This is a genomic window from Vibrio sp. Y10_XG_PY6 (assembly GCF_024181795.1).
In the GTDB taxonomy this organism is placed as follows: domain Bacteria; phylum Pseudomonadota; class Gammaproteobacteria; order Enterobacterales; family Vibrionaceae; genus Vibrio; species Vibrio diabolicus.
Genome location: NZ_JAMZAQ010000002.1, coordinates 1031031 through 1055449, shown reverse-complemented (window position 1 = coordinate 1055449; position 24419 = coordinate 1031031). Strand labels below are relative to the sequence as shown.

14 protein-coding genes are annotated in these 24419 nt (G+C 43.2%); 4 read left to right on the top strand and 10 right to left on the bottom strand.

All coding sequences use genetic code 11. The annotated features are described in order from the left end of the window. Positions 1 to 4: 4 nt before the first annotated feature. The 10 genes from rlmKL to NL644_RS13220 form a co-directional block, all read right to left on the bottom strand. Positions 5 to 2125, bottom strand: a complete 2121-nt coding sequence (gene rlmKL / locus NL644_RS13265) for a bifunctional 23S rRNA (guanine(2069)-N(7))-methyltransferase RlmK/23S rRNA (guanine(2445)-N(2))-methyltransferase RlmL (protein WP_046876219.1) — start codon at positions 2123 to 2125, stop codon at positions 5 to 7. A gap of 489 nt (positions 2126 to 2614) precedes the next feature. Further along, positions 2615 to 3157, bottom strand: a complete 543-nt coding sequence (locus NL644_RS13260; protein ID WP_005396505.1) for a cell division protein ZapC — start codon at positions 3155 to 3157, stop codon at positions 2615 to 2617. Between the two features lie 168 nt (positions 3158 to 3325). After that, positions 3326 to 4336, bottom strand: coding sequence for a quinone-dependent dihydroorotate dehydrogenase (gene pyrD, locus NL644_RS13255; RefSeq protein ID WP_006743218.1), 1011 nt, complete (start codon positions 4334 to 4336; stop codon positions 3326 to 3328). 314 nt (positions 4337 to 4650) lie between these two features. Continuing rightward, positions 4651 to 9492 carry an NAD-glutamate dehydrogenase gene (locus NL644_RS13250; RefSeq protein ID WP_253658474.1) on the bottom strand — a complete coding sequence of 1614 codons (4842 nt, stop codon included), beginning with the start codon at positions 9490 to 9492 and terminating at the stop codon, positions 4651 to 4653. 201 nt (positions 9493 to 9693) lie between these two features. Next, positions 9694 to 9912: a DUF2835 domain-containing protein gene (locus tag NL644_RS13245; protein WP_046876238.1), complete on the bottom strand. Its 219-nt coding sequence runs from the start codon at positions 9910 to 9912 to the stop codon at positions 9694 to 9696. 64 nt (positions 9913 to 9976) lie between these two features. Then, positions 9977 to 12583, bottom strand: a complete 2607-nt coding sequence (gene pepN, locus NL644_RS13240; protein ID WP_253658473.1) for an aminopeptidase N — start codon at positions 12581 to 12583, stop codon at positions 9977 to 9979. A gap of 228 nt (positions 12584 to 12811) precedes the next feature. Further along, the gene (locus tag NL644_RS13235) at positions 12812 to 13477 is read right to left on the bottom strand and encodes a hypothetical protein (RefSeq protein WP_005396553.1); all 666 of its coding nucleotides are present in this window, start codon (positions 13475 to 13477) and stop codon (positions 12812 to 12814) included. 195 nt (positions 13478 to 13672) lie between these two features. Further along, a complete protein-coding gene (gene prc / locus NL644_RS13230) occupies positions 13673 to 15679 on the bottom strand; it encodes a carboxy terminal-processing peptidase (RefSeq protein WP_225461688.1) in 2007 nt (668 codons plus the stop codon). Positions 15680 to 15696: 17 nt separating this feature from the next. After that, positions 15697 to 16323 (bottom strand): RNA chaperone ProQ, encoded by a 627-nt coding sequence (proQ, locus tag NL644_RS13225; protein ID WP_046876216.1) that lies wholly within the window; start codon positions 16321 to 16323, stop codon positions 15697 to 15699. Positions 16324 to 16420: 97 nt separating this feature from the next. Then, positions 16421 to 16894 carry a GAF domain-containing protein gene (locus tag NL644_RS13220; RefSeq protein WP_046876215.1) on the bottom strand — a complete coding sequence of 158 codons (474 nt, stop codon included), beginning with the start codon at positions 16892 to 16894 and terminating at the stop codon, positions 16421 to 16423. A 92-nt stretch (positions 16895 to 16986) separates the two neighbouring features. Between NL644_RS13220 and NL644_RS13215 the strand changes: the two genes are divergently transcribed. The 4 genes from NL644_RS13215 to rsmF all read left to right on the top strand — a co-directional run bounded on the left by NL644_RS13215 (position 16987) and on the right by rsmF (position 24286). Further along, positions 16987 to 18783, top strand: coding sequence for an ABC transporter ATP-binding protein (locus NL644_RS13215; RefSeq protein ID WP_053807440.1), 1797 nt, complete (start codon positions 16987 to 16989; stop codon positions 18781 to 18783). Positions 18784 to 18807: 24 nt separating this feature from the next. Continuing rightward, positions 18808 to 20058 carry a paraquat-inducible protein A gene (locus tag NL644_RS13210; RefSeq protein ID WP_046876213.1) on the top strand — a complete coding sequence of 417 codons (1251 nt, stop codon included), beginning with the start codon at positions 18808 to 18810 and terminating at the stop codon, positions 20056 to 20058. Next, positions 20051 to 22699 carry a PqiB family protein gene (locus tag NL644_RS13205; protein ID WP_193447068.1) on the top strand — a complete coding sequence of 883 codons (2649 nt, stop codon included), beginning with the start codon at positions 20051 to 20053 and terminating at the stop codon, positions 22697 to 22699. Before NL644_RS13210 ends, NL644_RS13205 begins: the two co-directional genes overlap by 8 nt. Positions 22700 to 22849: 150 nt before the next feature. Further along, positions 22850 to 24286, top strand: coding sequence for a 16S rRNA (cytosine(1407)-C(5))-methyltransferase RsmF (gene rsmF, locus NL644_RS13200; protein WP_253658472.1), 1437 nt, complete (start codon positions 22850 to 22852; stop codon positions 24284 to 24286). Positions 24287 to 24419: the final 133 nt, after the last annotated feature.

Sequence of the window (24419 nt, the reverse complement as noted above, 5' to 3'; positions counted from 1 at the left end):
TATACTACGCGTGCGTTACTAACCAACAGTTATGAATCTGTTTATTACGCGCAAAATCTAATGGTAACGTTTGAGAAGAAATATTCTGAGCCTTCAAACCAAGTTCGGCCAGCGACTCTTCATCCATCTTGAAGTGGCGCTTGTTATTCGAGAATACGATAGTGCCTTCACTTCTTAGTAAACGTTTAAGATTCTTCATCAGTTTAATGTGGTCACGTTGTACGTCGAATGATGTTTCCATACGCTTAGAGTTAGAGAACGTAGGTGGATCAATAAAGATCAAGTCGTACTCACCTTTCGCGTTTTCTAGCCATTGCAAACAGTCTGCTTGTTCATAGCGATGCTGACGTCCTACACAGCCGTTAAGCTGCATATTGTCTTTCGCCCAGTTCAAGTAGGTATTTGACATATCAATAGTCGTTGTGGAACGAGCGCCACCAACCGCTGCGTGAACCGTCGCACTCCCAGTATATGCAAACAAGTTTAAGAAATCTTTACCTTGCGCCATTTCACCTAAGCGACGACGAGTGATCTTATGATCCAAGAACAAGCCAGTGTCTAGATAGTCATGAAGGTTTACGATCAGCTTCACACCGTACTCGTTTACTTCAAGCGTCTCTGATACCTGACCTAATTTTTGGTATTGGCTGCGACCCTTCTGCTTTTCACGAACTTTAAGTACTACTTTGTTCGCCTCTACACCTGTCACCTGAATCGTTGCACGAATGATATCCGTTAGGCGACGTTTTGCTTTTTCTTCTGGAATGTTTTTTGGCGCAGCATACTCTTGAATTACGATTTGATCGCCGTATACGTCTATCGCCACATTGTATTCAGGAAGATCAGCGTCATAGATTCGGTAGCAATCAAGCTTCTCTTTACGAGCCCACTTGCCAATCTTGCCAATGTTTTTCTTTAAACGATTTGAAAAGTCTGGTGCGATTTGAACATTAGTATCAGCACCCTTCACCTCATCAGCACTGCGCTCTGCAATACTGTAGTTCTTTTGGTGACAAGGTAACGCACCATTATTCAATTTAAATTGTTTATCAGCACGCATACGAAGACAGCTCAGCAGCTCGTCTGAACTCGAGAAGATAGAGGCTTTACATCCACCAAACTCAGATTTTAGCTGTCCACCAAATGCGGTGTAGAGCGCAATTAGCCCCGGCTCAGTTCCTAGACGTTCACCGTAAGGTGGGTTTGAAACGATAACACCGTGTTCGAATCCTGTAGGACGAGTAATGGTTGCAGCATCACCTTGTGCGAACTCAATCAATTCTTCAACGCCTGCTCTGCGCGCGTTTTCTTGAGCAACTTTTAATACTTTAGGGTCGTTATCGAAGCCAAAAAACTTAGCGTCAACTTTCTTGACACCTCGTCTAGCTTGAACATTAGCCTCTGATTTAATCTCTGCCCAAGTCTCTGGTTCAAAGTCTTCCAACACTTCGAAACCCCATTGCTTTCGCTTAACGCCAGGAGCCATGTTGGCAGCCATCATCGCAGCTTCAATAAGCAAAGTACCAGAACCGCACATTGGATCGAGTAATGGTTGATGCCCATCCCAGCCACAACGCATGATAATCGCAGAAGCAAGCGTTTCACGTAACGGGGCACGACCCGATTCTGGTCGGTAGCCACGCTGATGCAAACCACTGCCTACCATATCGATCCCAAGCAACGCTTTATCTTTATGCAAACGAACGTGAATACGAACATCTGGGCGTTCTTTACTGATGTTGGGACGCGGCAAACCTTTATTTTCAAAGCAATCTACGATGCCATCTTTGACTTTCATCGCACCGTATTGGCTATTTCTGATCTCACGGTTTGTGCCGTTAAAGTCCACAACAAAACGTTTAGAGCTATGAAATTGGTTAACCCAGTTAATAGCAGATGTAGATAAATACAAGTCCATGTCGTTGTTACACGTGAACTCAGATAAAACACGTACAAATCGAGACGCTAAACGGCTCCACAAACAACAGCGATAAACCTGTTCGTTTGTCGCTTTAAATTTTACGCCTGCCTGTACTGGTTTCGCATTTTCAATGCCTAGTTTAGTCAGTTCTTCAACAAGCAAATTTTCCATGCCATTTGAAGTTACCGCGAGATATTGATTCATAGTGTTCTTTCGCTGATAAAAAAATGGCTTCAATTATACCTGACTTTACGATCAATGCCTCGTTTTTAAAGGAATTTCCCCACCTGTTAGTTCAAATCATCACCAACAAAATGATCTGAAACTTTCAACATCTTCAATTTGAGTGTTTTTTATTCACGAACGAAATTTTGTTCCCTTGGAAAGAAGTGAATACTTATTTACATTGATTTTGGTATATACCATGGCATGGTTATTGATGTAAGTTACTTACATTTTTGCCTTATAGGGGAATAAATGGGGTCATTTTAAGCGCTAGGTTGCCTAGTTAAGGGAGTCATCAGATTGAAATAAGTAAAATAAAAGTGACCAGCTTCATGTTTGCATGCATAGAAAACATACAGTTTCATGGCTGATGGGGATCTAGTATCAAAGGAAAGGACAAAAAAAATCGACCTAACGAGGTCGACTAATGCAAACAAAGGAACGAAATAAAGAAAAAATTAAACAGGTTTACCCCACCATTGCCATAGGGGTTATTGCAAAGAGGTGATTTGCACAAGCCATGCGGTCATGCATTACTTTAATCGGCTGCCCAAACTGAAGCGCCTTATTGCCATCAAGCACAAACGCTTCTTGGTTAACATAAGCACATAAGCTCGACGTCTCGCCTGGTTCTAACACGATGAACATGCCATCAGAATATTGGTTTGTTAGAAAGACCATGTCCCCTTCTTCAGGCTCGTAACCTGAGGACTGTGCGTCAAAGAACCAGCTTTTAGGCTGTACAGGTTTATGAAAGCGCTTTGCCGCAACACAATACAGTGTTAACTCAGCTTGGCGGTATTCACTGATGTCGAGGCATCGAATACGTTCATTAAACGTTTGGAATGCACTGGCGTCATCAACGGTAAATTCATTGTTTGAGAAGGCACAGTTAACCAACAATTTTCGGGATAAATTGGTTTGGAAAATCATTTCCTCCCCCAGATCCAGCATTAAGCAAGCTTTTTGCTCGTCAAAATACCAATTCCATTTGTCGCTGGGTTTAAGCATTATTCCGTTCTCTCTTGACTAGTTAAATCAGTGGTAAAGAGGTAAGACGCTTAATTACCTACTCGTGATTTTTAAATTTTACAAACGAACGGATAAAAAAAAAGAGGAAACAAAGTCCTCTTTTTTATGTAATAGCTACTGATTTTTCAGTGGTTTTTGATGTGTATGTTAAAGATTCTTAACAATATCACGTACTAGGCCTGGACCGTGGTAAATAAAGCCGGTGTAGACTTGAACAAGTTTAGCGCCTGCCATCAGCTTTTCTTTGGCTGCAACATAGGAATCCACACCACCAACACCGATAATTGGAAGTTTGTCTCCTAGCTCTTCATGAAGCTTACGTACGACTTCCGTAGAGCGTGATTGCACAGGGCGACCACTTAAACCACCTGCCTCATTGGCGTGTTTCATTCCTTCTACGATCGTGCGATCCAGAGTTGTGTTAGTCGCGATCACACCATCTATATTGTTTTTCAATAAAGAATCGCAGATTTGGCAGATTTCTTCGTCACTCAAATCAGGCGCAATTTTTAATGCTAGCGGGACGTATTTGTTGTATTTCTCTGAAAGTTCCGCTTGTTTCGCTTTTAATTCAGAAAGTAGTTCATCAAGCGCTTCACCATATTGAAGTGAACGAAGACCCGGAGTGTTTGGTGATGAGATATTAACCGCAATGTAGCCTGCGTACTCATACACTTTCTCCATACAAATCAGGTAGTCCTCTGCCCCTTTCTCAATTGGTGTGTCTTTGTTTTTACCAATATTAATTCCGAGAACACAGTTGAACTTTGCTTGCTTTACATTCTCGACCAAATTATCAACGCCTAGGTTGTTAAAGCCCATGCGATTGATGATACCTTCAGCTTCGACTAAGCGAAATAAGCGTGGTTTATCATTCCCTGGTTGCGGACGAGGTGTTACTGTGCCAACTTCGACAAAGCCAAAGCCCATGGCATCAAATGCTTCAATGCATTCACCGTTTTTATCTAAGCCAGCCGCAAGACCTACTGGGTTACGGAATGTTAGTCCCATACACTCAACTGGACGAGTTGGTAATTGTTGGCGGTAGAAGAGATCAAGTGGTGTGCCGTTAAAGCGTTGGAAGTTCTTGATTGCAAGATCGTGTGCCTTCTCGGCATCGAGTTGGAAAAAGCCAGTTCTGGCTAGACGGTAAAGCATTGTGCCTCCGAAAGAAAAAAGCCCCGTATAAACGGGACAATATTATTTACTGTTTTTCATCGTAATTCAATGAAAATGAATGTATTAAGTAAAAACCTATATCTTTCTAATATTTTCAAATATAAAACAAACAATTAGAGTAAGATTTCAACAATAAAATTTATAACTAACCACCCTAAAGCAATCGATTTCAGCCTATTTTAACTTCCCCGCGCCGTTACGCTGTAACTCACTCGGCGCTATAATAGAAAAGATGAGCAACAAAAAAGCCTCGCTAAATAACGAGGCTTTTACTTACAATTTGACTAACTCATCTACTCTTTCGACGAACAGTTGAGATTCAAGAGTACTAATTCTCGAAGTGCTACAGAAAACTTAGCAAATTCGTGGACAGAGCCAACTTTGAACTCATTCAAGATGCTTTCCCAACGGTGCAGTGATTGCTCGTTAGTTTCCATCCAATCTTCTAACGCTTTCATCACGTCTAGCTCTTCCGTTGCACAGCCGCAATTTAATACCTGAGCCGTAAGTTGACGTTGTTGCCAGTCCAGATCTTCTCGGAATGCAGCTCTTGCCAGTGCCTGCCAGTTATTATCAACGGCTTGGCTGTTAATTTGCTTCAAGAACCAGTGTAACGACAAACGGTCACCTAAGTTAAAGTAGAGCTTCGATGCTTGCTCAACCGTTTTACCTGTTTCACTCGCCACTGATGAGATATCCAGTGCAGATTGTAAGCTGGATAAACGAGCGACTTGATGTGCAAGTTTCTCTTCTACCCCTTTCTCAATCCACCCTAGAGCAAGTTCATTGTGTTCTTCTACTTCAGACTCAACCAGCATCGTGTCTAAGGTTTCAGTGATAACATTGACATCTTGCTTGTAGATAGCAATCAGCTCACCAACTGTGCATTTACCACTGCGGTTGCGAAGCAACCAACGTGCAATTCGACGTAGTGCTCGACGAACATAAAACATGATTTCGTACTGAGCTTGAGCTGTGGCGATATTATCGAGTTCACGAGTCTGCTTAAGAATTGCTTCTAGATCGAAAATTTCACGAGCCGCACTGTATGCGTTAGCAACATCGACAACACTTGCACCGGTTTCTTCTTGCAAACGAGTGACGAAATTACAGCCCATTTCATTAACCATCTGGTTAGCCAATGCTGTAGCGATAATTTCAGCTCGCAGTGGGTGATTAACCATTTGATCTTTATAGTTACGTCGTAACGCACTTGGGAAATATTCAACAAGCTGTTTCGCGTGGAATTCATCATTCGCGATTTCATCCGTAACAAGTTGCTGTTTAAGTACCATTTTACCGTAGGCAACTAACACTGATAGCTCAGGGCGAGTCAGACCTAGTCCCTGTTTTTCACGCTCGATTAGCGTTTCATCATCAGGGATGTATTCGAGAGCACGATCCAAGTACCCTGCTTTTTCCATGGTATGGATGAATCGAATTTGTTCCTTAACAATGCCAACACCTTGCTGTTCAGTCACGGAGATCGACTCCGACTGACGGTAAGCATCATCTAATACAATTTCACCCACTTCGTCTTCCATAGACTCTAGAATTTGGTTACGTTGCTTAACCGTAAGATCGCCATTTGAAACCAGTCCATTAAGGAAGATCTTGATGTTGACTTCATTATCCGAACAGTCAACGCCACCCACGTTATCAACGAAGTCTGTGTTCACTCGGCCGCCAGTCAGTGCGTATTCAATACGACCAAGCTGAGTCATACCCAAGTTACCGCCTTCGCCAACTACTTTTGCTCTTAAGTCACGGCCGTCAATGCGCAGCATGTCGTTAGCGCGGTCACCAACATCCGTATGAGTTTCTGTCGAGGCTTTAACGTAAGTGCCGATACCACCATTCCAAAGCAGATCGACTTTCATTTTCAAGATCATCTTAATCAGATCATTAGGCGCTAAAGATGCTTTCTTAGTCCCTAACATTTTCTGAATTTCTGGCGTTAACTGGATCGATTTTGATCGACGAGAGAAGATGCCACCACCTTGAGAGATCAAATCTTTATTGTAATCTTCCCAGCTTGATCTTGGCAGATTAAACAAGCGGTTGCGCTCTTCCCAGCTGGTGGCTGAATCTGGATTTGGATCAATAAAGATGTGCATGTGGTTAAAGGCAGCTTGCAATCGAATGTGCTTCGATAACAGCATACCGTTACCGAACACGTCACCTGCCATATCACCTACACCGATTGCGGTAAAGTCAGTGGTCTGGCAGTTGATGCCCATTTCACGGAAGTGACGCTTAACAGATTCCCAACCACCTTTTGCAGTGATACCCATCGCTTTGTGGTCGTAACCATTTGAACCACCTGAAGCAAATGCGTCACCTAACCAGAAGTTGTACTCTGCAGAAACAGAGTTCGCTAGATCTGAGAATGTTGCTGTGCCTTTATCTGCAGCCACTACTAGGTATGGGTCATCTTCGTCATGGCGCACAACGTTTTGTGGTGGCACGACTTCACCTTCAATGATGTTATCTGATACATCAAGTAGCGCACGAATAAATCGTTTGTAACAACGTTGGCCTTCAGCAAAGATCTCATCACGGGTTGTGAGAGATGGCTGGCGTTTACAAACAAAGCCGCCTTTTGCACCCACAGGTACGATAACGGTGTTCTTAACTTGCTGAGCTTTTACGAGACCAAGAATCTCTGTACGGAAATCTTCTTGACGGTCTGACCAACGTAAACCACCACGAGCCACTTTTCCTCCACGAAGGTGAACACCCTCAATATCTGGTGCGTACACAAAGATCTCGAACGCGGGTACAGGCTGCGGAATCTCTGGAATATCGCTCGGTTTCATTTTCAAAGATAACCAAGGCTTAGGTTGCTTGCTTTCGTCTAATTGATAGTAGTTAGTACGAAGTGTCGCCATAATCATGTCGATGTAACGACGAATAATACGATCATCATCCAAGCTCTCTACACGATCCAACTGCTCTGTTAGCTTTTTAATCAGATCGTTTTGGCCTTTTTCACTGCCTTTGTGTTTCGGATCGAATCGCTTGGTGAACAGCTTGACTAGACCTGTTGCTAAGTCTGGATAGTGGCTTAGCGTGTCTTCGATGTATTGTTGACTGAATGGGAAACCGACTTGGCGCATGTATCGAGCATAAGCACGAAGAATGGAAATCTCACGCCCAGATAGCGACGCACCTAGTACCAATCGGTTAAAACCATCACTTTCAAGGTTGCCCGCCCAAATTGCGGCAAATGCTTGTTGGAAACGATCACGAGCCTCACGAAGATCAACCGTTTTCTCGCTCTTATGCAGCATAGAGAAATCAAGGATCCAGAATGTCTGTCCGTTATTTTTCTCGATCTCATACGGTGATTCACCGATCACTCGTAAGCCAAGGTTTTCAAGCATTGGCATTACGTCAGAAAGATGGATTGGCTCATCGCGGTGGTATAACTTCAAGCGAACAGCTTTTGAATCCGCCCCCTCTTCTTGAGGTCGGTAGAACAACATGCCAAGTTTATTATCATCACTTAACGCTTCTAAGCGTTCAATATCTGCAACCGCAGAACCTGGCATCATGTCCTCTTTGTATGAGCGAGGGAACGCACTCATGTATTCTTTTGAAAGAGGAAGGCCTTTGCTTTCACCAAAGTTAGCAATGATGGATTCTTTTAGTCTGTCATCCCAAGAGGTAGAAACTTCCATTAGGTTTTGCTCGATCTTTTTCACGTCTACGTCAATGTTGTTATTGTCTACACGAACAATGTAATGTGTTCTCGCTAGTGGGCTTTCTGAGAAGAACGTTGTAAATTCAACCTCTTGCTCGCAACCAAAGTACTGCTTAAGAATGCGTTGAGTTTGACGACGTAACTCTGTGTTGTAACGATCTTTAGTGACATAAACCATGCAGCTAAAGAAACGACCAAATGGGTCCTTACGAACAAATAAACGCAGTAGGTCACGATCTTGCATTTGTACAACACCCATACCCACCTCAAGCAGCTCTTCTTCATTTGCTTGAAGTAGTTCATCGCGTGGGTAGTTTTCTAAGATATTGTGCAATGCTTTGTATGAATACGATCCGTGACGATATCCGCTCGCTTCAAGGATACGGTCCACTTTTTCACGGATCAGAGGGATGCTTTGTACCGCTTGGTTATACACGGCAGAGGTATATAGACCAGTAAAGCGATGCTCACCTATTACTTTACCGTTTTCATCAAACTTCTTAATACCGATGTAATCAGTATAAGCTGGACGGTGAATACGAGATGCTTTGTTACCTTTTGTGATGATCAGAGCGTATGGCTTTTTCGCTTCTAACCGCGCTGAATCTGAAAGCTCAGATAGCTTGACGCTACGCACACGCTTGTCATCAGCAAATAGACCAAGTCCTTTTTCTTTAGCAGGAACAAGCTCGGTATCACCATTGACTTCTTCTAAGTCATAATCTTTGTAACCCATAAAGGTAAAGTTATGATCTTCTAGCCAACGAAGAAATGCGATCGTTTCGTCCATACGATCCGTTTGGATAGAAACACGATCTTTATTTTTCTCAAGTTCATCAGTCACAAGCTTAAGCTTATCAACCATTTGCTTCCAGTCATCAACGACTAAACGAGTGTCAGATAGAATTTTTAACAGCTCTTCTTTAAGCGCTTGCATCTCTTCTTTACTAGTAAGGCGGTCTACCTCGATATGGAACAGTGATTGAAGAACACCACCCTCACCGTTTACGTCGGTAACTTGGCCTTTTTTATCACGCTGTATCTGTGTTGGGTTGTTTAACATTAAGTGGCAAACAAGATCCAAACGCGCTAAAGCCATTTTGACTGAGTCCACTAAGAATGGACTATCTGGAACAACAATTTCTACGATTGTGTGTGTGGATTGCCAGCCTTGACGACTTACGGTCGGGTTAAATACTCGTACCGAAATCTCTTCTGGTTTTTTTTCATTGATATGGTGCCAAAGGCTGACGACAGCACCATAAAGATCGGATTCGTTTCGCTGAATCAGGTCATCATCAGCAATGTTACTGAATAAGTGTTGAGCAAGTTTAGTTACAAGCGTTTGGTGAGAAAGCTCGAGTTTGTCTTGAATCAGTTGGTAAACTTTTTCAAGCAGAACCGGCACTACATTTTCACGCGCGGTCATATTCACACTCCACATTAGAATTGTTGTTTTGTAGGGGGACTTAGTAGCTAGGTTGTTACCTTAGAAACTAAGCATAGGTAATGCATGTGCCCATTGTAAAAGCATAATTACAAATGTTTAACAACTAATCGTGGTGGTAAGAGGTGAAATGTCCGATTCTGTGACTAAGATTCCTATTTAACTCTCTGCAAATACAATACATCACAGAGTTTCTAACTTAAGAAACTTATTATTTTGGTCAGTTGTTAGTCTAAACTGGCCTTTAATGCCTAATTGACTAAGAAATGGTCTGAATCGTGCGGCGGGTAACTGCAAACGTAAACCGTTATGTGTGACGACTTGAACAACACTTGCCGCGCCAGAATAATGGGATAAAAACGTTTGATATGAAATGTTGAGGTTGAAGTAGTAATAGTTCATGAAGTAAAAACTAAGTGACATAAACAATAAGGTGGCCTTAATGACCACCCTATTGTGTTGTTTACTATTCGTCTAGTGCTTTAGTCACTTTTTCGAATAAGTCTTTAGCAAGATTATCCATTGCTTTGAGCTTTTCAAGTTCTGCTTTGATCAAAGCTTGGCGACCTTCATCGTATTTACGGAACTTAAGCAAAGGATCAATCATTCTAGATGCAACTTGTGGGTTCGAATCATTAAGTTGGCGAAGGATTTCTCCTGCAAATTGGTAACCTGCACCGGATTTATCATGAAAACGCACAGGGTTGGCACTTAAGAACGAACCAATCAAACTGCGCGTACGGTTCGGGTTCTTCAAACTAAATGCTTCGTGGTTCATAGTAGCTTTCACTTTTTCAAGTGCATCCTCTGCAGGATTGCTACCTTGAAGTGTAAACCACTTGTCCATAACCAAACCATCGTGCTTCCATTTATCGCTATAATCTGCCATTAGAACTTCACGACACTCAAGCTGTGCACTATTTGCCGCACTCATCGCTGCAATCGTATCTGTCATGTTATTTGCAGATGCGTATTGTGCTTTCACTAAATCATTACCTTTTTCCGTATGTGCTAGGTATTGCAGACAACGGTTACGTAATGCACGCTTGCCAATCGCAGCATGATCGATCGTGTACTCTGTTTGCTTCAGTGTATGATAAGTTGCACTTAGCTCATCTTCTAACTCTTGAGAAAGTGACACTGTAATGCTGTTTAGCACTTTGTCTACGGCATCGATGTCAATTTGCTGGTACCAGCCAGTAATCTCATTAATTGAAGGCAAAGAGAAAACTTGAGCAATGAAAGCTGGCTCAAGCGTCTCATCCAATAGCACACCACGGAACGCATCTATCACGCCTTCAGAAAGCGATACTTCTTGTCCGGCTTGAACGTTTTTCACGTTCTGACGAATGTACTTAGCCAATAGCATTTGGCTTGCATCCCAACGAGCGAAGTCATTCGTCGCGTGTTTCATCAAGAAGACTAATTCATCATCACTGTAGTCGTATTCTAGTTTTACTGGTGCCGAAAATTCACGCAACAAAGATGGCACTGGTTGTTCTTCGACATTCTCGAATACGAACGTTTGCTTATCTTGTTTAATATCTAATACGTTATGAACCGATTCACCGTTAATCAGCAATGGGATAATTTGACCTTTCGAATCGTACAGCTCGATATCAAACGGAATGTGCAACGCTTGCTTTTCAGCCTGGTCTTGCGTTGGCTCCGTAAATTGCTCTACCGTTAGTGCGTAAGTTTTTGCATTGGCATTGTATTCGCTATTTACGCGCAGCGTCGGTGTACCAGACTGGCTGTACCATAGACGGAATTGTTTTAAATCGACACCGGTGGCATCTTCCATTGCAGAAACAAAGTCTTCGCATGTCGCAGCAGTACCATCGTGACGTTCAAAGTAAAGTTTCATCCCTTTTTGGAAGCCCTCTTCGCCAAGGAGTGTATGGTACATGCGAATAACTTCGCTGCCCTTTTCATACACTGTTAGCGTGTAGAAGTTATTCATCTCAATGACTTTGTCAGGACGAATCGGGTGAGACATTGGGCTTGCATCTTCTGCAAACTGAGGGCCACGGATGATACGTACGTTATCGATGCGGTTATCTGCACGAGAGCCTAAGTCAGAAGAGAATTCTTGGTCACGGAATACGGTTAAGCCTTCTTTTAGACTTAGTTGGAACCAGTCACGACAAGTGACACGGTTGCCAGTCCAGTTGTGGAAGTACTCATGACCGATTACAGCTTCGATACCTAAGTAGTCACGATCCGTCGCCGTTTGGTCATTCGCCAAAACATACTTTGAGTTAAAGATGTTTAGGCCTTTGTTTTCCATTGCGCCCATATTGAAGAAATCAACGGCAACGATCATGTAAATATCCAGATCGTATTCAAGGCCAAAGCGTTCTTCATCCCACTTCATCGAGTTGATCAGCGATGTCATCGCATGGCCTGCACGATCTAAGTTACCTTTATCAACAAAGATTTCTAAATCAACACTGCGACCTGACATCGTTATGTATTTGTCACGCAGTACGTCAAAGTCCCCTGCGACAAGAGCAAACAAGTAAGCTGGCTTTGGATGCGGGTCCTGCCATTGAACCCAATGACGACCGTTCTCTGCATCGCCTTCTGCAATTCGGTTACCATTGCTCAGCAAATATGGATAAGCGGATTTATCTGCGATCACTTTTGTCGTGTATTTTGCCAGAACATCAGGACGATCTAAGTAATAAGTAATACGACGGAAGCCCTCAGCTTCACACTGAGTACAAAATGCGCCGCCTGATTTGTACAAACCTTCGAGTGCTGTATTCGCTTCAGGATCAATTTTGGTGACGATTTCAAGTTCAAACTCGGATGGAAGATCGGTCAGTACAAGCGATGATTCTTTCACTTCGTGATGAGCCCAATCCTCACCGTTTACTTTTACAGCGCGCAGCTCAAGCCCCTCGCCATCGAGTTCTAGCGTTGTTGTATTGCCTTTTTGAACAACCTTTGATATCGCCGTAACGATGGTGTCATTGTCATAAAGATCAAACGTAAGATCGATATCGGTAATCGCGTGAGATGGCTCTTGATAATCTTTACGATATTTGGCCTGGGGAGCTTGGGACATGAGCATAAATCCTTGTATGTCGAATAACAAAAATACCAGACTGCATGATCAAAAATGCAGTTCTGGTATCACTATATAAGCTATTTGTAGGGGTTGTGGTATCAGAATACAAGTCTTTCTATCAAAAAACGGAGCTTTTAGTGCTCTAGCTCCGTTTTTTGATTAACATTTAAACAACATTGACAATTTACCGTATGCTCGCGTAATTTGTCGTAGCAAGATAAGCTATCAAGGCGTTACCCGATTAAGTACCGCGTACATATCGCCATTTGAATCTTCAATCGTTAATTCATTTTTGTTGAGCTTATAGGTGGTCCCGTGCTCGCCATTTTCATAGAGCAAGACTAAATATTCATCTTCTGTGTAGAAAACACCTTGCTTGATTGACTCATCCCCTTCTTCGTTGGATACCCGAAACATAAACACGAAGTCAGGTTGAAGTATCAGATCCATATGGTTGATGTTGTTTGCCACAAGGCCATCTCCGGATACATAAGAGCTAGACCATATGCCTGCTAACGAGTTAGACAACCCTTTAGTAAAAGTCACACCATTAAGATCAAGCGTATTGTGATTATTGCGATAGGCATAAATTTGAGGCTCATCTGTGTTTAAGCCAAGAACGATGGTGTCTTCATTGGCGTTATACAATCCTTCCCAATGATCGACAGAATAATCTTTCTTTTGAATATCAATAGAAAAGCTGTAGTCGGAACCCAATGACAGTTTTATCGCACGAAAATTTTCAGCCGACTCTTCGGGGTTTGGGTTCATTAAATACCAGTCTCCGATGAGAAACGGCGTGTCAAAGTGACTTAATTCATCTTCTCTGGTGTTTTCTCCGCTAAACACACTAAAGCAGCAAAAGCTAAGTAAAATAAAGAACCATTTCATATCGGCATCCTTATCGTTTTCTTTTAGCTTAGGCAGTAGTCCTCACTTTCGCGAAATTTTAGATGTAGATCACGTAAATTATTGGGAAAAAATAAGCGAATATCTTACTTGATACTCAATACAAACAAAGATGAAAAGACATAAAAAAAGAGTGAGCCTGAAAGACTCACTCTTTTTACTTTGAATTGCCAGTTATTATGACTGATTTTTCTGCTTGAGTAGATCAACCATAATCGCGACAGACTCATCTAAATAAACATCAGGCGCTTCATAATCTTTAGGTATATCATCCAATGTTTTGAACGCTTCCTTACCTAAAGCAGCTTGACGCTCATTGATGCGTTGCAATCGAAGGGCTTCCGCTTTATCCGATTCAGCCTTACGAACTTTCTCGTTCAAAGACAACATATTATCGTCTTTTTCTTTACGATACTTCTCTATGTCTTCATTGATGAAACGGAATTCCATCTCATCAGAAATACGCTTGTTATGAAGAGCGGTGAGTTTTTCAACTAATGCTTCGTTGCTTGGGAAGGTTTGATATTTTGCTTTATCAATCTGATCCCAAGGTAGTGCATTGTCTTCTACACTTTCACCCGTTTCAGAAGCTTCAATTGGTGTTGGGTACGAAATATCGGGAGCAACACCACGATTTTGCGTACTTCCACCGTCAATACGGTAGAACTTCTGAATCGTGTACTGAACGTAGCCTAGCTCTTTATCGAAAAGATCGTAGATATGATTCAGTGAGCGATGCTGTTGAACCGTACCTTTACCGAAAGAGTTTTCACCTAAAATAATTGCACGATTATAATCTTGCATCGCTGCTGCAAAAATTTCAGACGCCGAAGCACTGTAGCGGTTAATCAACACCGTCAGCGGACCATCGTAGCTCACTTTTCCGTCAGTATCGGCGTTCACCTTAATACGACCATAGCTGTCACGAACTTGAACAACAGGACCTTCTTTAATGAATAACCCTGTTAATGCTGTCGCTTCCGTTAATGCACCACCACCGTTGTTACGTAGATCAACGATTACGCCGTCAACGTTTTTGGTTTTTAACTCAGCAAGCAGTTTATCGGTATCTTTCGACAAACCGACGTAGAAACTTGGCACTTCTAAAATACCAATCTTCTTACCATCTTTTTCGATGATCTCCGACTTCACTGCGCGATCTTCTAGGCGAACTTTGTCACGAACAATTGTGACAATGTAACTCTTCGCATCGTTACCTTCTGGCAAGATCTGTAGATTAACCTTTGTGCCTTTGGGGCCTTTGATTAATTGAACTACATCATCCAGACGCCAACCGATCACGTCGACAATCTCTTCGCCGTCTTGTCCAACACCGATGATTCGATCCCCTTCGCCAAGCTGCTTGCTCTTCGACGCAGGGCCACCAACAACAAGTGAACGAATTACTGTGTAATCGTCAGTCATTTGTAAAACAGCACCAATGCCTTCCAGAGATAGGTTCATTTCCGATTGGAATTGCTCAGCATTACGTGGAGAAAGGTAGCTAGTATGAGGGTCGACTTGTCGGGCGAAGGCATTCATATATAACTGGAATGCATCTTCGTTATTAGTCTGTGTGATCCGCTTCATCGCGTTGTTATAACGCTTCTCTAAAACTTCTTTAATCTCTGGCCATTCTTTGCCAGTCAGTTTCAGATTTAACGCGTCATATTTCACGCGCTTACGCCATAACTCGTTGAGCTCCACTTCGTCTTTTGGCCATGCAGCTTCAGAACGGTCTAACTCTATCTCGTCATCAGTATCAAACTTGATCTCTTCGTCGAGTAGCGTTAACGCATAAGCAAAGCGCTCGAAACGCTTTTGCATTGAGAGGTTATAAACATCAAAAGCAATTTGGTTGTTACCAGCTTTTAGCTGATCATCAAGCTCAATTGACCAGTCTTTAAAAGAGTCGATGTCCGCTTGAGTAAAAATATTTCTATTATAATCAAGCAATTCTACATAGCGTTCAAAGATCGCTTTGGAGAAATCATCATTGAGGCTGAAATGCTTATAATGAGAGCGGGTAAATCGAGAGGTGACTCGTTTGCTAGCTGTTTCGTGCTGAACTTCAGGAGCGAGAACCGGCAAGTCATCTTTATGTAGTTTGGCTTCGAGAGCCTGAGCTGATGCTGCTAGCCATAAGCTAGCAGCAATCAGTGTCACTTTTGAACGGCAATTCATGCGTAGGAGTATCTCCTTTATGCGCGCAAGTGCTCCGCTTTCACAACCATTTGTAGGCCGTTAGCAAGTTGAACACGTACATCATCCTTATTGATCTCAACAATGGTCGCTGCCATGTTTCCTTTGCCCATGTTCACGTTAACTGCGTTACCTACTGTGATTTCGTCAGCATTTAGAGCGCGCGTTTCTACAGGCTTAGTTGTTTTTTGTACTTTTGGTTTGTTAGTACGACGAGGCTGTTGAGGCTTTTTAGCCGCTGGTTTTGCTTTCGCCTTACCCTCTTCACGAGCTTTTTGTGCTTGTTCTTTACGACGAGCTTGAACTTTTGCCTTGCTTTCTGCAAGTGTCGCTTTCGCGTGTTCAACGTGCTCTTCTTCTAGCTCACCACAAGGGTTGCCGTCTAGGTCTACACGTACTGCACCTGGTTTTACACCATGTAGGTAACGCCATGATGAAGTGTACTGTCTTAACGCTGCACGAAGCTGTGTTTTGCTTACTTTTTCGTCTTCACTTAGACGTTCCGCAAGATCTTGAAAAATACCAATTTTCAGAGGTTTTGCTTCACCTTCTAAAGTAAAGCACTTAGGGAAACATTCAGCAATATATGCAATAACTTCTTTGCTGTTTTTTAACTTTTCAGTCATGAGGGGTCCTGATTTGAGCGGATTTCCGCGAGCATTAAGAAAAAATATTCTCGTATTATAGTGACATGCCAAGGAAAAACCACACTCGAAGGCTAATTTATGCGTCGTTCGCGTGTGAATTAAGCAGCTTTTCTACTTCAGCCATGAAATGAGTGAGACCTTCTTCGTCTGTTTCATTGAATCGACCAATACTTGGGCTGTCAATATCAAGGACACCAACCACCTTTCCATTAATAGAAAATGGAATCACAATTTCTGAATTGCTCGCTGCATCGCACGCTATATGTCCCTCAAATTCATGAACGTCGTATACTCTTTGTATGGTGTTAGTTTTTGCTGCAGTACCACAGACACCGCGCCCCATAGGAATGCGGACACAAGCTGGTTTTCCTTGGAACGGACCAAGAACGAGCTCTTCACCTTTTGCTAGGTAAAAGCCAGCCCAGTTAAGATCGTCCAATTCCATGAAAAGCAGTGAGCTCAAGTTTGCTAGGTTAGCAATAAAGTCTGGCTCAGACTCAATTAGAGCAACGGCTTGTTTGGTTAGTCTATGGTATTGTTCTATGTTCATATTAACTTCCTACTTACTATAAAAGCTTCCATTCTCACTGTATGGCGCTAAAATGCAGCCCTACTTTATAATAGGACTTATTCTCAATTACAATGCTTCTGAAAAATGACACTATTAGCCGTTCTTGGTTGATAACACAAGTAAAAAAGCACAAGTCCAAGCTTATCATAGCGAACTTGATAGCGGTGCTTGCAACCTTGATTAGTGTTCCAATCCCCCTTCTCATGCCGTTGATGGTTGATGAGGTTTTATTGGACCAACCAGCAAAAGGCTTAGCTGCTATGAATGCCATTCTCCCTGAAGCGTGGCACACTCCGACGGGTTATATATTTTTCACCCTTTTCTTGGTCGTCCTGATGCGAGCTGCAAGTCAGGGGTTAAATATCCTTCAAAGCCGACAATTTACACTTGTTTCTAAAACGATCACGTTTGAGATGCGCAGTAAAATGATCGACAAGCTTGGTCGTATCAGCATCCGCCAATACGAAACCAAAGGCAGCGGAGGCATCAACGCCCACCTTATCACTGACATTGAAACCATCGATAAATTTATTGGTTCTACGTTAGCAAAATTCGTTATCAGTTTTTTAACGGTCATTGGTACTGCCATCGTTCTGCTTTGGCTCGACTGGCGACTTGGTCTATTTATTCTGCTAGTTAACCCTATTGTCATTTACTTCTCACGTAAACTAGGAAGTATGGTTAAACATCTGAAACGGAAGGAAAATCATTCTTTTGAAATTTTCCAAAACCGTTTAGTTGAAACATTAGATGGCATTTACCAGCTGCGCGCAGCCAATAAAGAGCGAGAATTTCTCCAACAACTCAAAGACAGTGCGAACCAAGTTCGTGTGGATGCAGACAAGTATGCGTGGCAATCAGAGGCGGCAGGTCGCGTCTCTTTCCTACTCTTCTTAATCGGTTTTGAGTTATTCAGAGCCGTCGCCATGCTGATGGTCATGTTTAGTGACCTCACTATTGGTCAAATCTTTGCTGTTTTTGGTTACCTATGGTTTATGTTGTCTCCTGTTCAAGAGCTGCTCGGCATTCAGTTTTCTTGGTACAGCGCGAAAGCTGCGTTAAAACGCATCAACGACTTATTAGTATTAGAAGAAGAACAAAGACCAGTACCTAAGGTAAATCCTTTCAAAGAAGATAGAGAAGTCGATGTTAAAGTAGAAAACGTAGACTTCTCTTATAATAATGAAAACAAAGTCCTAGATAACCTTTCTTTACATATACCGGCAGGAAAGAAAGTGGCGCTAGTTGGTGCGAGCGGAGGCGGTAAGTCGACCTTAATACAACTACTTATTGGGGTTTATCGTCAAAACTCCGGTAGCATTCGCTTTAATGATGAATTAACAGAAGATATTGGTTTTGAAGTAATTCGTGACAAAATTGCCGTGGTATTACAGCAACCTATACTATTTAACGACACCTTGAGGCATAATCTAACACTCGGTGGGAATTTTGACGAAATGTCACTTTGGCGAGCTCTTGAAGTAGCTCAGCTGCAAGATGTTATTTCTCAACTGAATCACGGTTTGGATACTCAAGTCGGCCGTAACGGCATTCGTTTGTCAGGTGGTCAACGACAACGCCTTGCCATCGCAAGAATGGTGCTGAGTGATCCTCAATTTGTTATTTTAGATGAAGCCACGTCTGCGCTTGATACCGCTACTGAAGCGGCATTGCACAAAGCATTGACTGAATTCTTACGTGGTAGAACAACATTAATCGTTGCGCACCGTCTATCAGCCGTAAAACAAGCCGATTTGATCTACGTGCTTGAAGATGGAAAAGTAACGCAAACAGGTACTCATGGTGAGTTAGTTGAGCAAGAAGGCTTATATCAAACCTTATATGGGGGCATACAGTCCCACGCTTAAATCGTTCAAGTTAGAGAGGTCGTTATGACCTCTCTGTCTAAGCACGCCATGCAGCCAAATAATGTGCGCTTGTGCCAAGGTTGCGAATTGCCTGTCGATATCGTCGACTTACCCAATGGAAGAAATGCACACTGTCCTCGTTGTGGCACACAGTTGTATCGAGGCGGTAGCCCTAGCCTCTCAGGTAATTTAGCCGTCGCGATAACCTGTATCCTGCTATTTATTCCATCACACTTTTTTAACTTTATTAGTATCCGACTCTTTGGTGTGATGATTCCGGCAACCCTACCTTCAGGGATGATCACATTGATGGAAGAAGGCTTTGTTCTTCTTTCACTGCTTATTCTATTTTGTAGCTCTCTAGCGCCTCTGACGGTTTGTGTTTCAGTGGTTACGGCACATATCTCGCTGCATCAACGATGGTTTCGAGGGCTTCGTGTTTCACTGTGGCTAATTCAACATTTGAAACATTGGGTAATGCTGGATGTGTTCTTAGTTAGCATCGCCATTTCCTGCTTCAAACTCCAAGATTATTCCGACATTTTTGTAGGCCCAGGGTTAATTGGTCTGGTTCTTTTGCAGATATTTACCGTTTTGTTAGTTTCTCGAATCAGTGTGCGTCGTTACTGGGAAGCCTGGAAACCAGAAAGCCTTTATTCCTTTGAACACAAAGACGTGCATTGCCATGAGTGCCACCTGTCTCAACCTGAAGGTGACCATTGTCGGCGTTGTCACCACGAGTTATATCATCGCAAGCCCAACTCCATTCAGAAGACGTGGGCTTACCTCATTGCGGCAACGATAGCGATTTTCCCAGCCAACTTGATTCCTATTTCCATCTTGCTGACCAATGGCAAACGTTTGGAAGATACTATTTTCTCAGGCGTAGCTGGGTTGGTAAAAAGCGGTATGTATGGCATCGCAGTGATCATTTTTGTGGCCAGTATTGTTGTGCCAGTTGTAAAAATACTTGGCCTTGCCTACATCATGCTTTGCATTCAATTCAAACGTTCGGTGTTTAAGAGACAACGAATGATGGTTTACTTTGTTGTTAAATGGATCGGTAAATGGTCTGTGATGGACTTGTTTGTTATTTCTATCATGATGACCTTAGTCGATCGTGGTCAGATACTTGATTTCACACCAGGTTATGGCGCCGTGGCCTTTGGTGTTGTCGTGGTATTGACCATGCTTGCAGCGGAAAGTATTGATCCAAGGCTAATCTGGGACCAAACAGGCCCAACACAATCAGAAAAAGAGTCAATGAATGAGTGATCAGAACAGTTCTCAAACGTCATACGTACCAGATGTAAAGCGGAGCAAAGGCATATCTCCTCTTTGGCTTTTGCCAATTTTGACTATGGTCTTAGCTGGCTGGCTTGTGGTGAAGTCGATACACGATGCCGGACAACGGGTGCAAATCTATTTTTCTGACGCTGCTGGCTTGGTCGCCGGGCGAACCACTATCCGTTACCAAGGGCTAGAAGTCGGTATGGTGAGAGACATTAACCTCACTGAAGATCTCGGCAGTATTTATGTTGATGCCGATATCTACCCTGAAGCGGCAAAATTGCTGAACGATAAAACTCGCTTTTGGCTGGTAAAACCAACAGCAAGCCTAACGGGAGTTTCTGGACTCGATGCGCTCGTGTCGGGTAATTACATATCGATTCAACCTGGAGATGGTCAAGAGTTTGAAACAACGTTCCATGCGTTAGACTCTGCACCAACAGATTTGCGCGTTTCACAAGGTTTGAACATTAAACTCAAAAGCCGCGATTTAGGTGGTGTGTCGATTGGATCTCAAATTGTTTATAAGAAAATTCCAATCGGTGAAGTCTACAGCTACCAGCTGGATGAAGACGCAAAATCTATCACGATTCAAGCCAACATTCAGGATCAATACCGACATATCATTAACAACCGCAGTCGGTTCTGGAACGTAAGTGGAATCGGTGCCAGCATCGGTTTTGAAGGCGTCGATGTAAGGCTAGAAAGCATGAGTGCTCTACTCGGAGGCGCGATCGCCGTCGATTCTCCGGATGACGGTGAGCCTGTAGAAGAGAATACTGAATTCCGTCTGTATAAAGATTTGAAAACTGCAGGTCGAGGTATCGCTGTTAAAATCGTCCTCCCTGATGACAGTAAAATCAGTGGCGAAGGCGCACCCATTATGTATCGCGGAATCGAGATTGGCCAAGTTACAGACTTAAACCTATCCGAAGGGCGAGAAGTGATATTAGCGTCAGCGGCAATTCAACCAGCTTTCAGTGACATGCTGACGACAGGTACCCGATTCGTCTTAGAAGAAGCAAAAGTGTCCCTCTCTGGTGTTGAAAACATTGCCAATCTCGTGAGAGGAAACTTCTTAACCATTGTGCCAGGTGCCGGTGATCGCTCTCGCCGCTTTACTGCCATTCGTAAAAACGTTTTTAACCAACAGCAAGAAAAGTCCATCGCTATTCGTTTAGTGTCTGACAACTCGTTTGGCCTAGATAGCGGTGCCAACGTGCTTTACAAAGGCATCGTTGTCGGTTCAATTATCAACGTAGGCTTAGTTGAAGAAGGTAAAAAATCGCAACATGAAGTATTTATGGATGTATTGATTGATCATGAATACAAACACCTGATCAAATCAAACAACCGTTTTTATGTAACCGGAAGTGCCTCTGCAGAGTTAACGGAATCGGGCCTCAGCGTTACCGTTCCTCCGGCAAAACAGTTGTTAACTGGGTCCATTAGCTTTGTAAGCGAAGGCAAGCAAGATATTCAAAAGGAGTATCAACTGTTCCAAAACGAATCATTGGCAGAACTAGCACAGTACAACCAAAGTGGCTCTAGAGCACTCACACTGTTTGCTTCTGAATTGCCGCCGATTTCCAAAGGCAGCCCTCTGCTCTATCGTAATCTTCCTGTTGGTAACGTCTCCGATTTCCAATTGGTTGATGGCGGTGTGTTGATTAAAGCAACCATTGAAAACCGTTTTGCTTACCTCGTAACGCCGCAAACCGTCTTTTGGAACCGTTCAGGGATCGAGATAGATGCATCGTTAGCTGGCGTGAGTGTGAAAGCTCACCCTTTAAAATCATTAATCGAAGGTGGCATCGCTTTTGACTCTGTTCCTGGCGTTGAAAACAAAATTGGAGACAACTGGAAGTTATATACAGATCAAAAAACTGCTCGCAAGTTTGGACGCGTCATTGCTTTAGAAACCGACGGTTCGCAAGAGATTGCTAAAGGAATGCCGATTGAGTATCAAGGCGTCAAAGTTGGTGAAGTCACACTGGTTGTACCGAATTTTCGTCGCAATATGGTTGAAATTACCGCAAGAGTTCTACCTGAATACGTAGAAAATATTGCGGTGGAAGGCTCACATTTTTGGCTAACTGAGCCAGAGATTGGCTTAGGGGGCGTGAAAAACCTTGGCGCATTGGTGTCGAAATCCATCAGTGTTGAGCCAGGTAAAGGTAAAGCTAAATTTGATTTTCAGTTGGAAAACGGTTCAGAACGTGTTCAGGGCATGATGTTTACTTTACAAAGTGAACAACGAGGCTCAGTACAAGTCGGAACGCCTATTCTTTACCGCCAGATGGAAGTCGGCCAAGTAACCGACGTGAGCCTAGGAGAATTTGCCGATCGCGTCGTCACGACCATCAAGATACAGCCTGAATATGCTTACCTCGTTCGTCAAAACAGTGTGTTTTGGAATGTTTCAGGAGTAGATGTCTCCATCGGAATTACTGGTGCGAACATCAAAGCGGGCACATTTGATAGTTTAGTTCGCGGAGGAATTGCGTTTTCAACGCCAGAGCAATCGACTATTCCACCAGCGGCAAAAAGTGGGCAATCTTTCTTTTTATATCCACAAGCTGAAGAAGGCTGGACTCAATGGCGTACTGCGATTCCTAAGCCGTAGAATAAAGCTCAATTCACATACAATTGAAGTTTGATTACCTTAAAAGAGCAGCAATCGCTGCTCTTTTTTATTGCTCGGTCCTTGTCACTATTCGTTTCTGCTTCGCTTTCGTATATTATTTGCCACAAATTCTGCAAACGAGATCCCACATTGCATCCTAATGTTTACATCCCAGACGCGTTTCTGGAAAAAATCCAAACTATCCTTCCTGCTCACCTCAACATGGAAGACTTTATCGCATCGTGCCAAAAGCCACTGCGCAAAAGTATTCGTGTTAATACGTTGAAGATCAGTGTTGAAGCGTTTCTAGAACGTGCAGACGCAAAAGGCTGGAAGCTTTCTCCTGTGCCTTGGTGTGACACAGGGTTTTGGATTGAAGCGGACGAGTCAGTTGTACCATTAGGCAACACTGCAGAGCACATGTCAGGCTTATTCTACATTCAAGAAGCCAGTTCAATGATGCCAGTATCTGCGCTGTTTATGAATGACGAATCTTACGATGCCGTGTTAGATACAGCAGCTGCACCAGGATCAAAGACCACTCAAATCGCGGCTTTAATGAACAATGAAGGCGTTCTCGTGGCTAATGAATACGCCGCAAGTCGTGTAAAAGTGCTGCATGCCAACGTGGAACGTTGTGGTGTACGTAACGCCGCACTAAGTAACTTCGATGGGCGCGTTTTTGGCGGTTGGCTACCAGAACAATTTGATGCGGTTCTGCTCGACGCGCCCTGCTCCGGCGAAGGCACCGTTCGCAAAGACGAAGATGCAATGAAAAACTGGACGCAAGCTTCCGTGCTCGACATAGCTGACACACAGAAAGATCTTATTGAAAGCGCCTTCCATGCACTAAAGCCCGGTGGTGTGATGGTTTACTCAACGTGCACACTCAGTACCGAAGAAAACCAACAAGTTTGTCATCACTTGAAAGAAACCTTTGGTGATGCCGTTGAGTTTGAAAGCCTTGAGACCTTGTTTGAAAACGCAAATGCTGCTCTAACTGAAGAAGGCTTTTTGCATATCTTTCCACAGGTCTACGACTGCGAAGGATTCTTTGTCGCAAGAATTCGTAAACTGGCAGCTGTTGAACCACCAAAGGTCAAAAAGCGCATGGGCAAGTTCCCGTTTACCAAAGCATCGAAAAAAGAATCGGTTGAAATTGCCCAACAGCTGCAAAGTGCGTTAGGTATTGAACTTCCGAATGACAGTTCTGTATGGCTTCGCGATAAAGATGTCTGGTTGTTCCCTAATTCTTTAGAGCCAATGATCGGCGAATTACGCTTCTCTCGTATGGGTATAAAGATCGCGGAAGCCCATAAAAATGGCTACCGTTGGCAGCATCAGGTGGCGACGGCCTTAGCGACAGGCTCTGAGGCAAACGCCATCGAGCTAACCATTGAAGAAGCGCGCGAATGGTACATGGGACGCGATGTTCGCCCTCAAATCATTCCTGAGGATATGAAAACAGGTAAAGGCGAAGTGCTTGTCACCTATCAAGGCGCAGTCATTGGCCTTGGAAAGTGGGTAAGCAACAGAATAAAGAATGGTCTTCCTCGCGAATTAGTACGAGATAAGAACTTATTTTAAAGAAGTAACGAATCATAAATAAATGAAAAGCCATCGTATTTGCGATGGCTTTTTAATTCGTAAGTATGAAAGCAACTGGGCTCGCTAGCGATCCGGATACGCTGTACTAAACTAGTTGTATCAAAGTAATGCT

Bases quoted from the DNA above. Each gene is read 5' to 3' on its own strand.
- rlmKL (WP_046876219.1), bottom strand. From the start codon at position 2,125: ATGAATCAATATCTCGCGGTAACTTCAAATGGCATGGAAAATTTGCTT.
- NL644_RS13260 (WP_005396505.1), bottom strand. From the start codon at position 3,157: ATGCTTAAACCCAGCGACAAATGGAATTGGTATTTTGACGAGCAAAAA.
- pyrD (WP_006743218.1), bottom strand. From the start codon at position 4,336: ATGCTTTACCGTCTAGCCAGAACTGGCTTTTTCCAACTCGATGCCGAG.
- NL644_RS13250 (WP_253658474.1), bottom strand. From the start codon at position 9,492: ATGACCGCGCGTGAAAATGTAGTGCCGGTTCTGCTTGAAAAAGTTTAC.
- NL644_RS13245 (WP_046876238.1), bottom strand. From the start codon at position 9,912: ATGAACTATTACTACTTCAACCTCAACATTTCATATCAAACGTTTTTA.
- pepN (WP_253658473.1), bottom strand. From the start codon at position 12,583: ATGTCCCAAGCTCCCCAGGCCAAATATCGTAAAGATTATCAAGAGCCA.
- NL644_RS13235 (WP_005396553.1), bottom strand. From the start codon at position 13,477: ATGAAATGGTTCTTTATTTTACTTAGCTTTTGCTGCTTTAGTGTGTTT.
- prc (WP_225461688.1), bottom strand. From the start codon at position 15,679: ATGAATTGCCGTTCAAAAGTGACACTGATTGCTGCTAGCTTATGGCTA.
- proQ (WP_046876216.1), bottom strand. From the start codon at position 16,323: ATGACTGAAAAGTTAAAAAACAGCAAAGAAGTTATTGCATATATTGCT.
- NL644_RS13220 (WP_046876215.1), bottom strand. From the start codon at position 16,894: ATGAACATAGAACAATACCATAGACTAACCAAACAAGCCGTTGCTCTA.
- NL644_RS13215 (WP_053807440.1), top strand. From the start codon at position 16,987: ATGCTTCTGAAAAATGACACTATTAGCCGTTCTTGGTTGATAACACAA.
- NL644_RS13210 (WP_046876213.1), top strand. From the start codon at position 18,808: ATGACCTCTCTGTCTAAGCACGCCATGCAGCCAAATAATGTGCGCTTG.
- NL644_RS13205 (WP_193447068.1), top strand. From the start codon at position 20,051: ATGAGTGATCAGAACAGTTCTCAAACGTCATACGTACCAGATGTAAAG.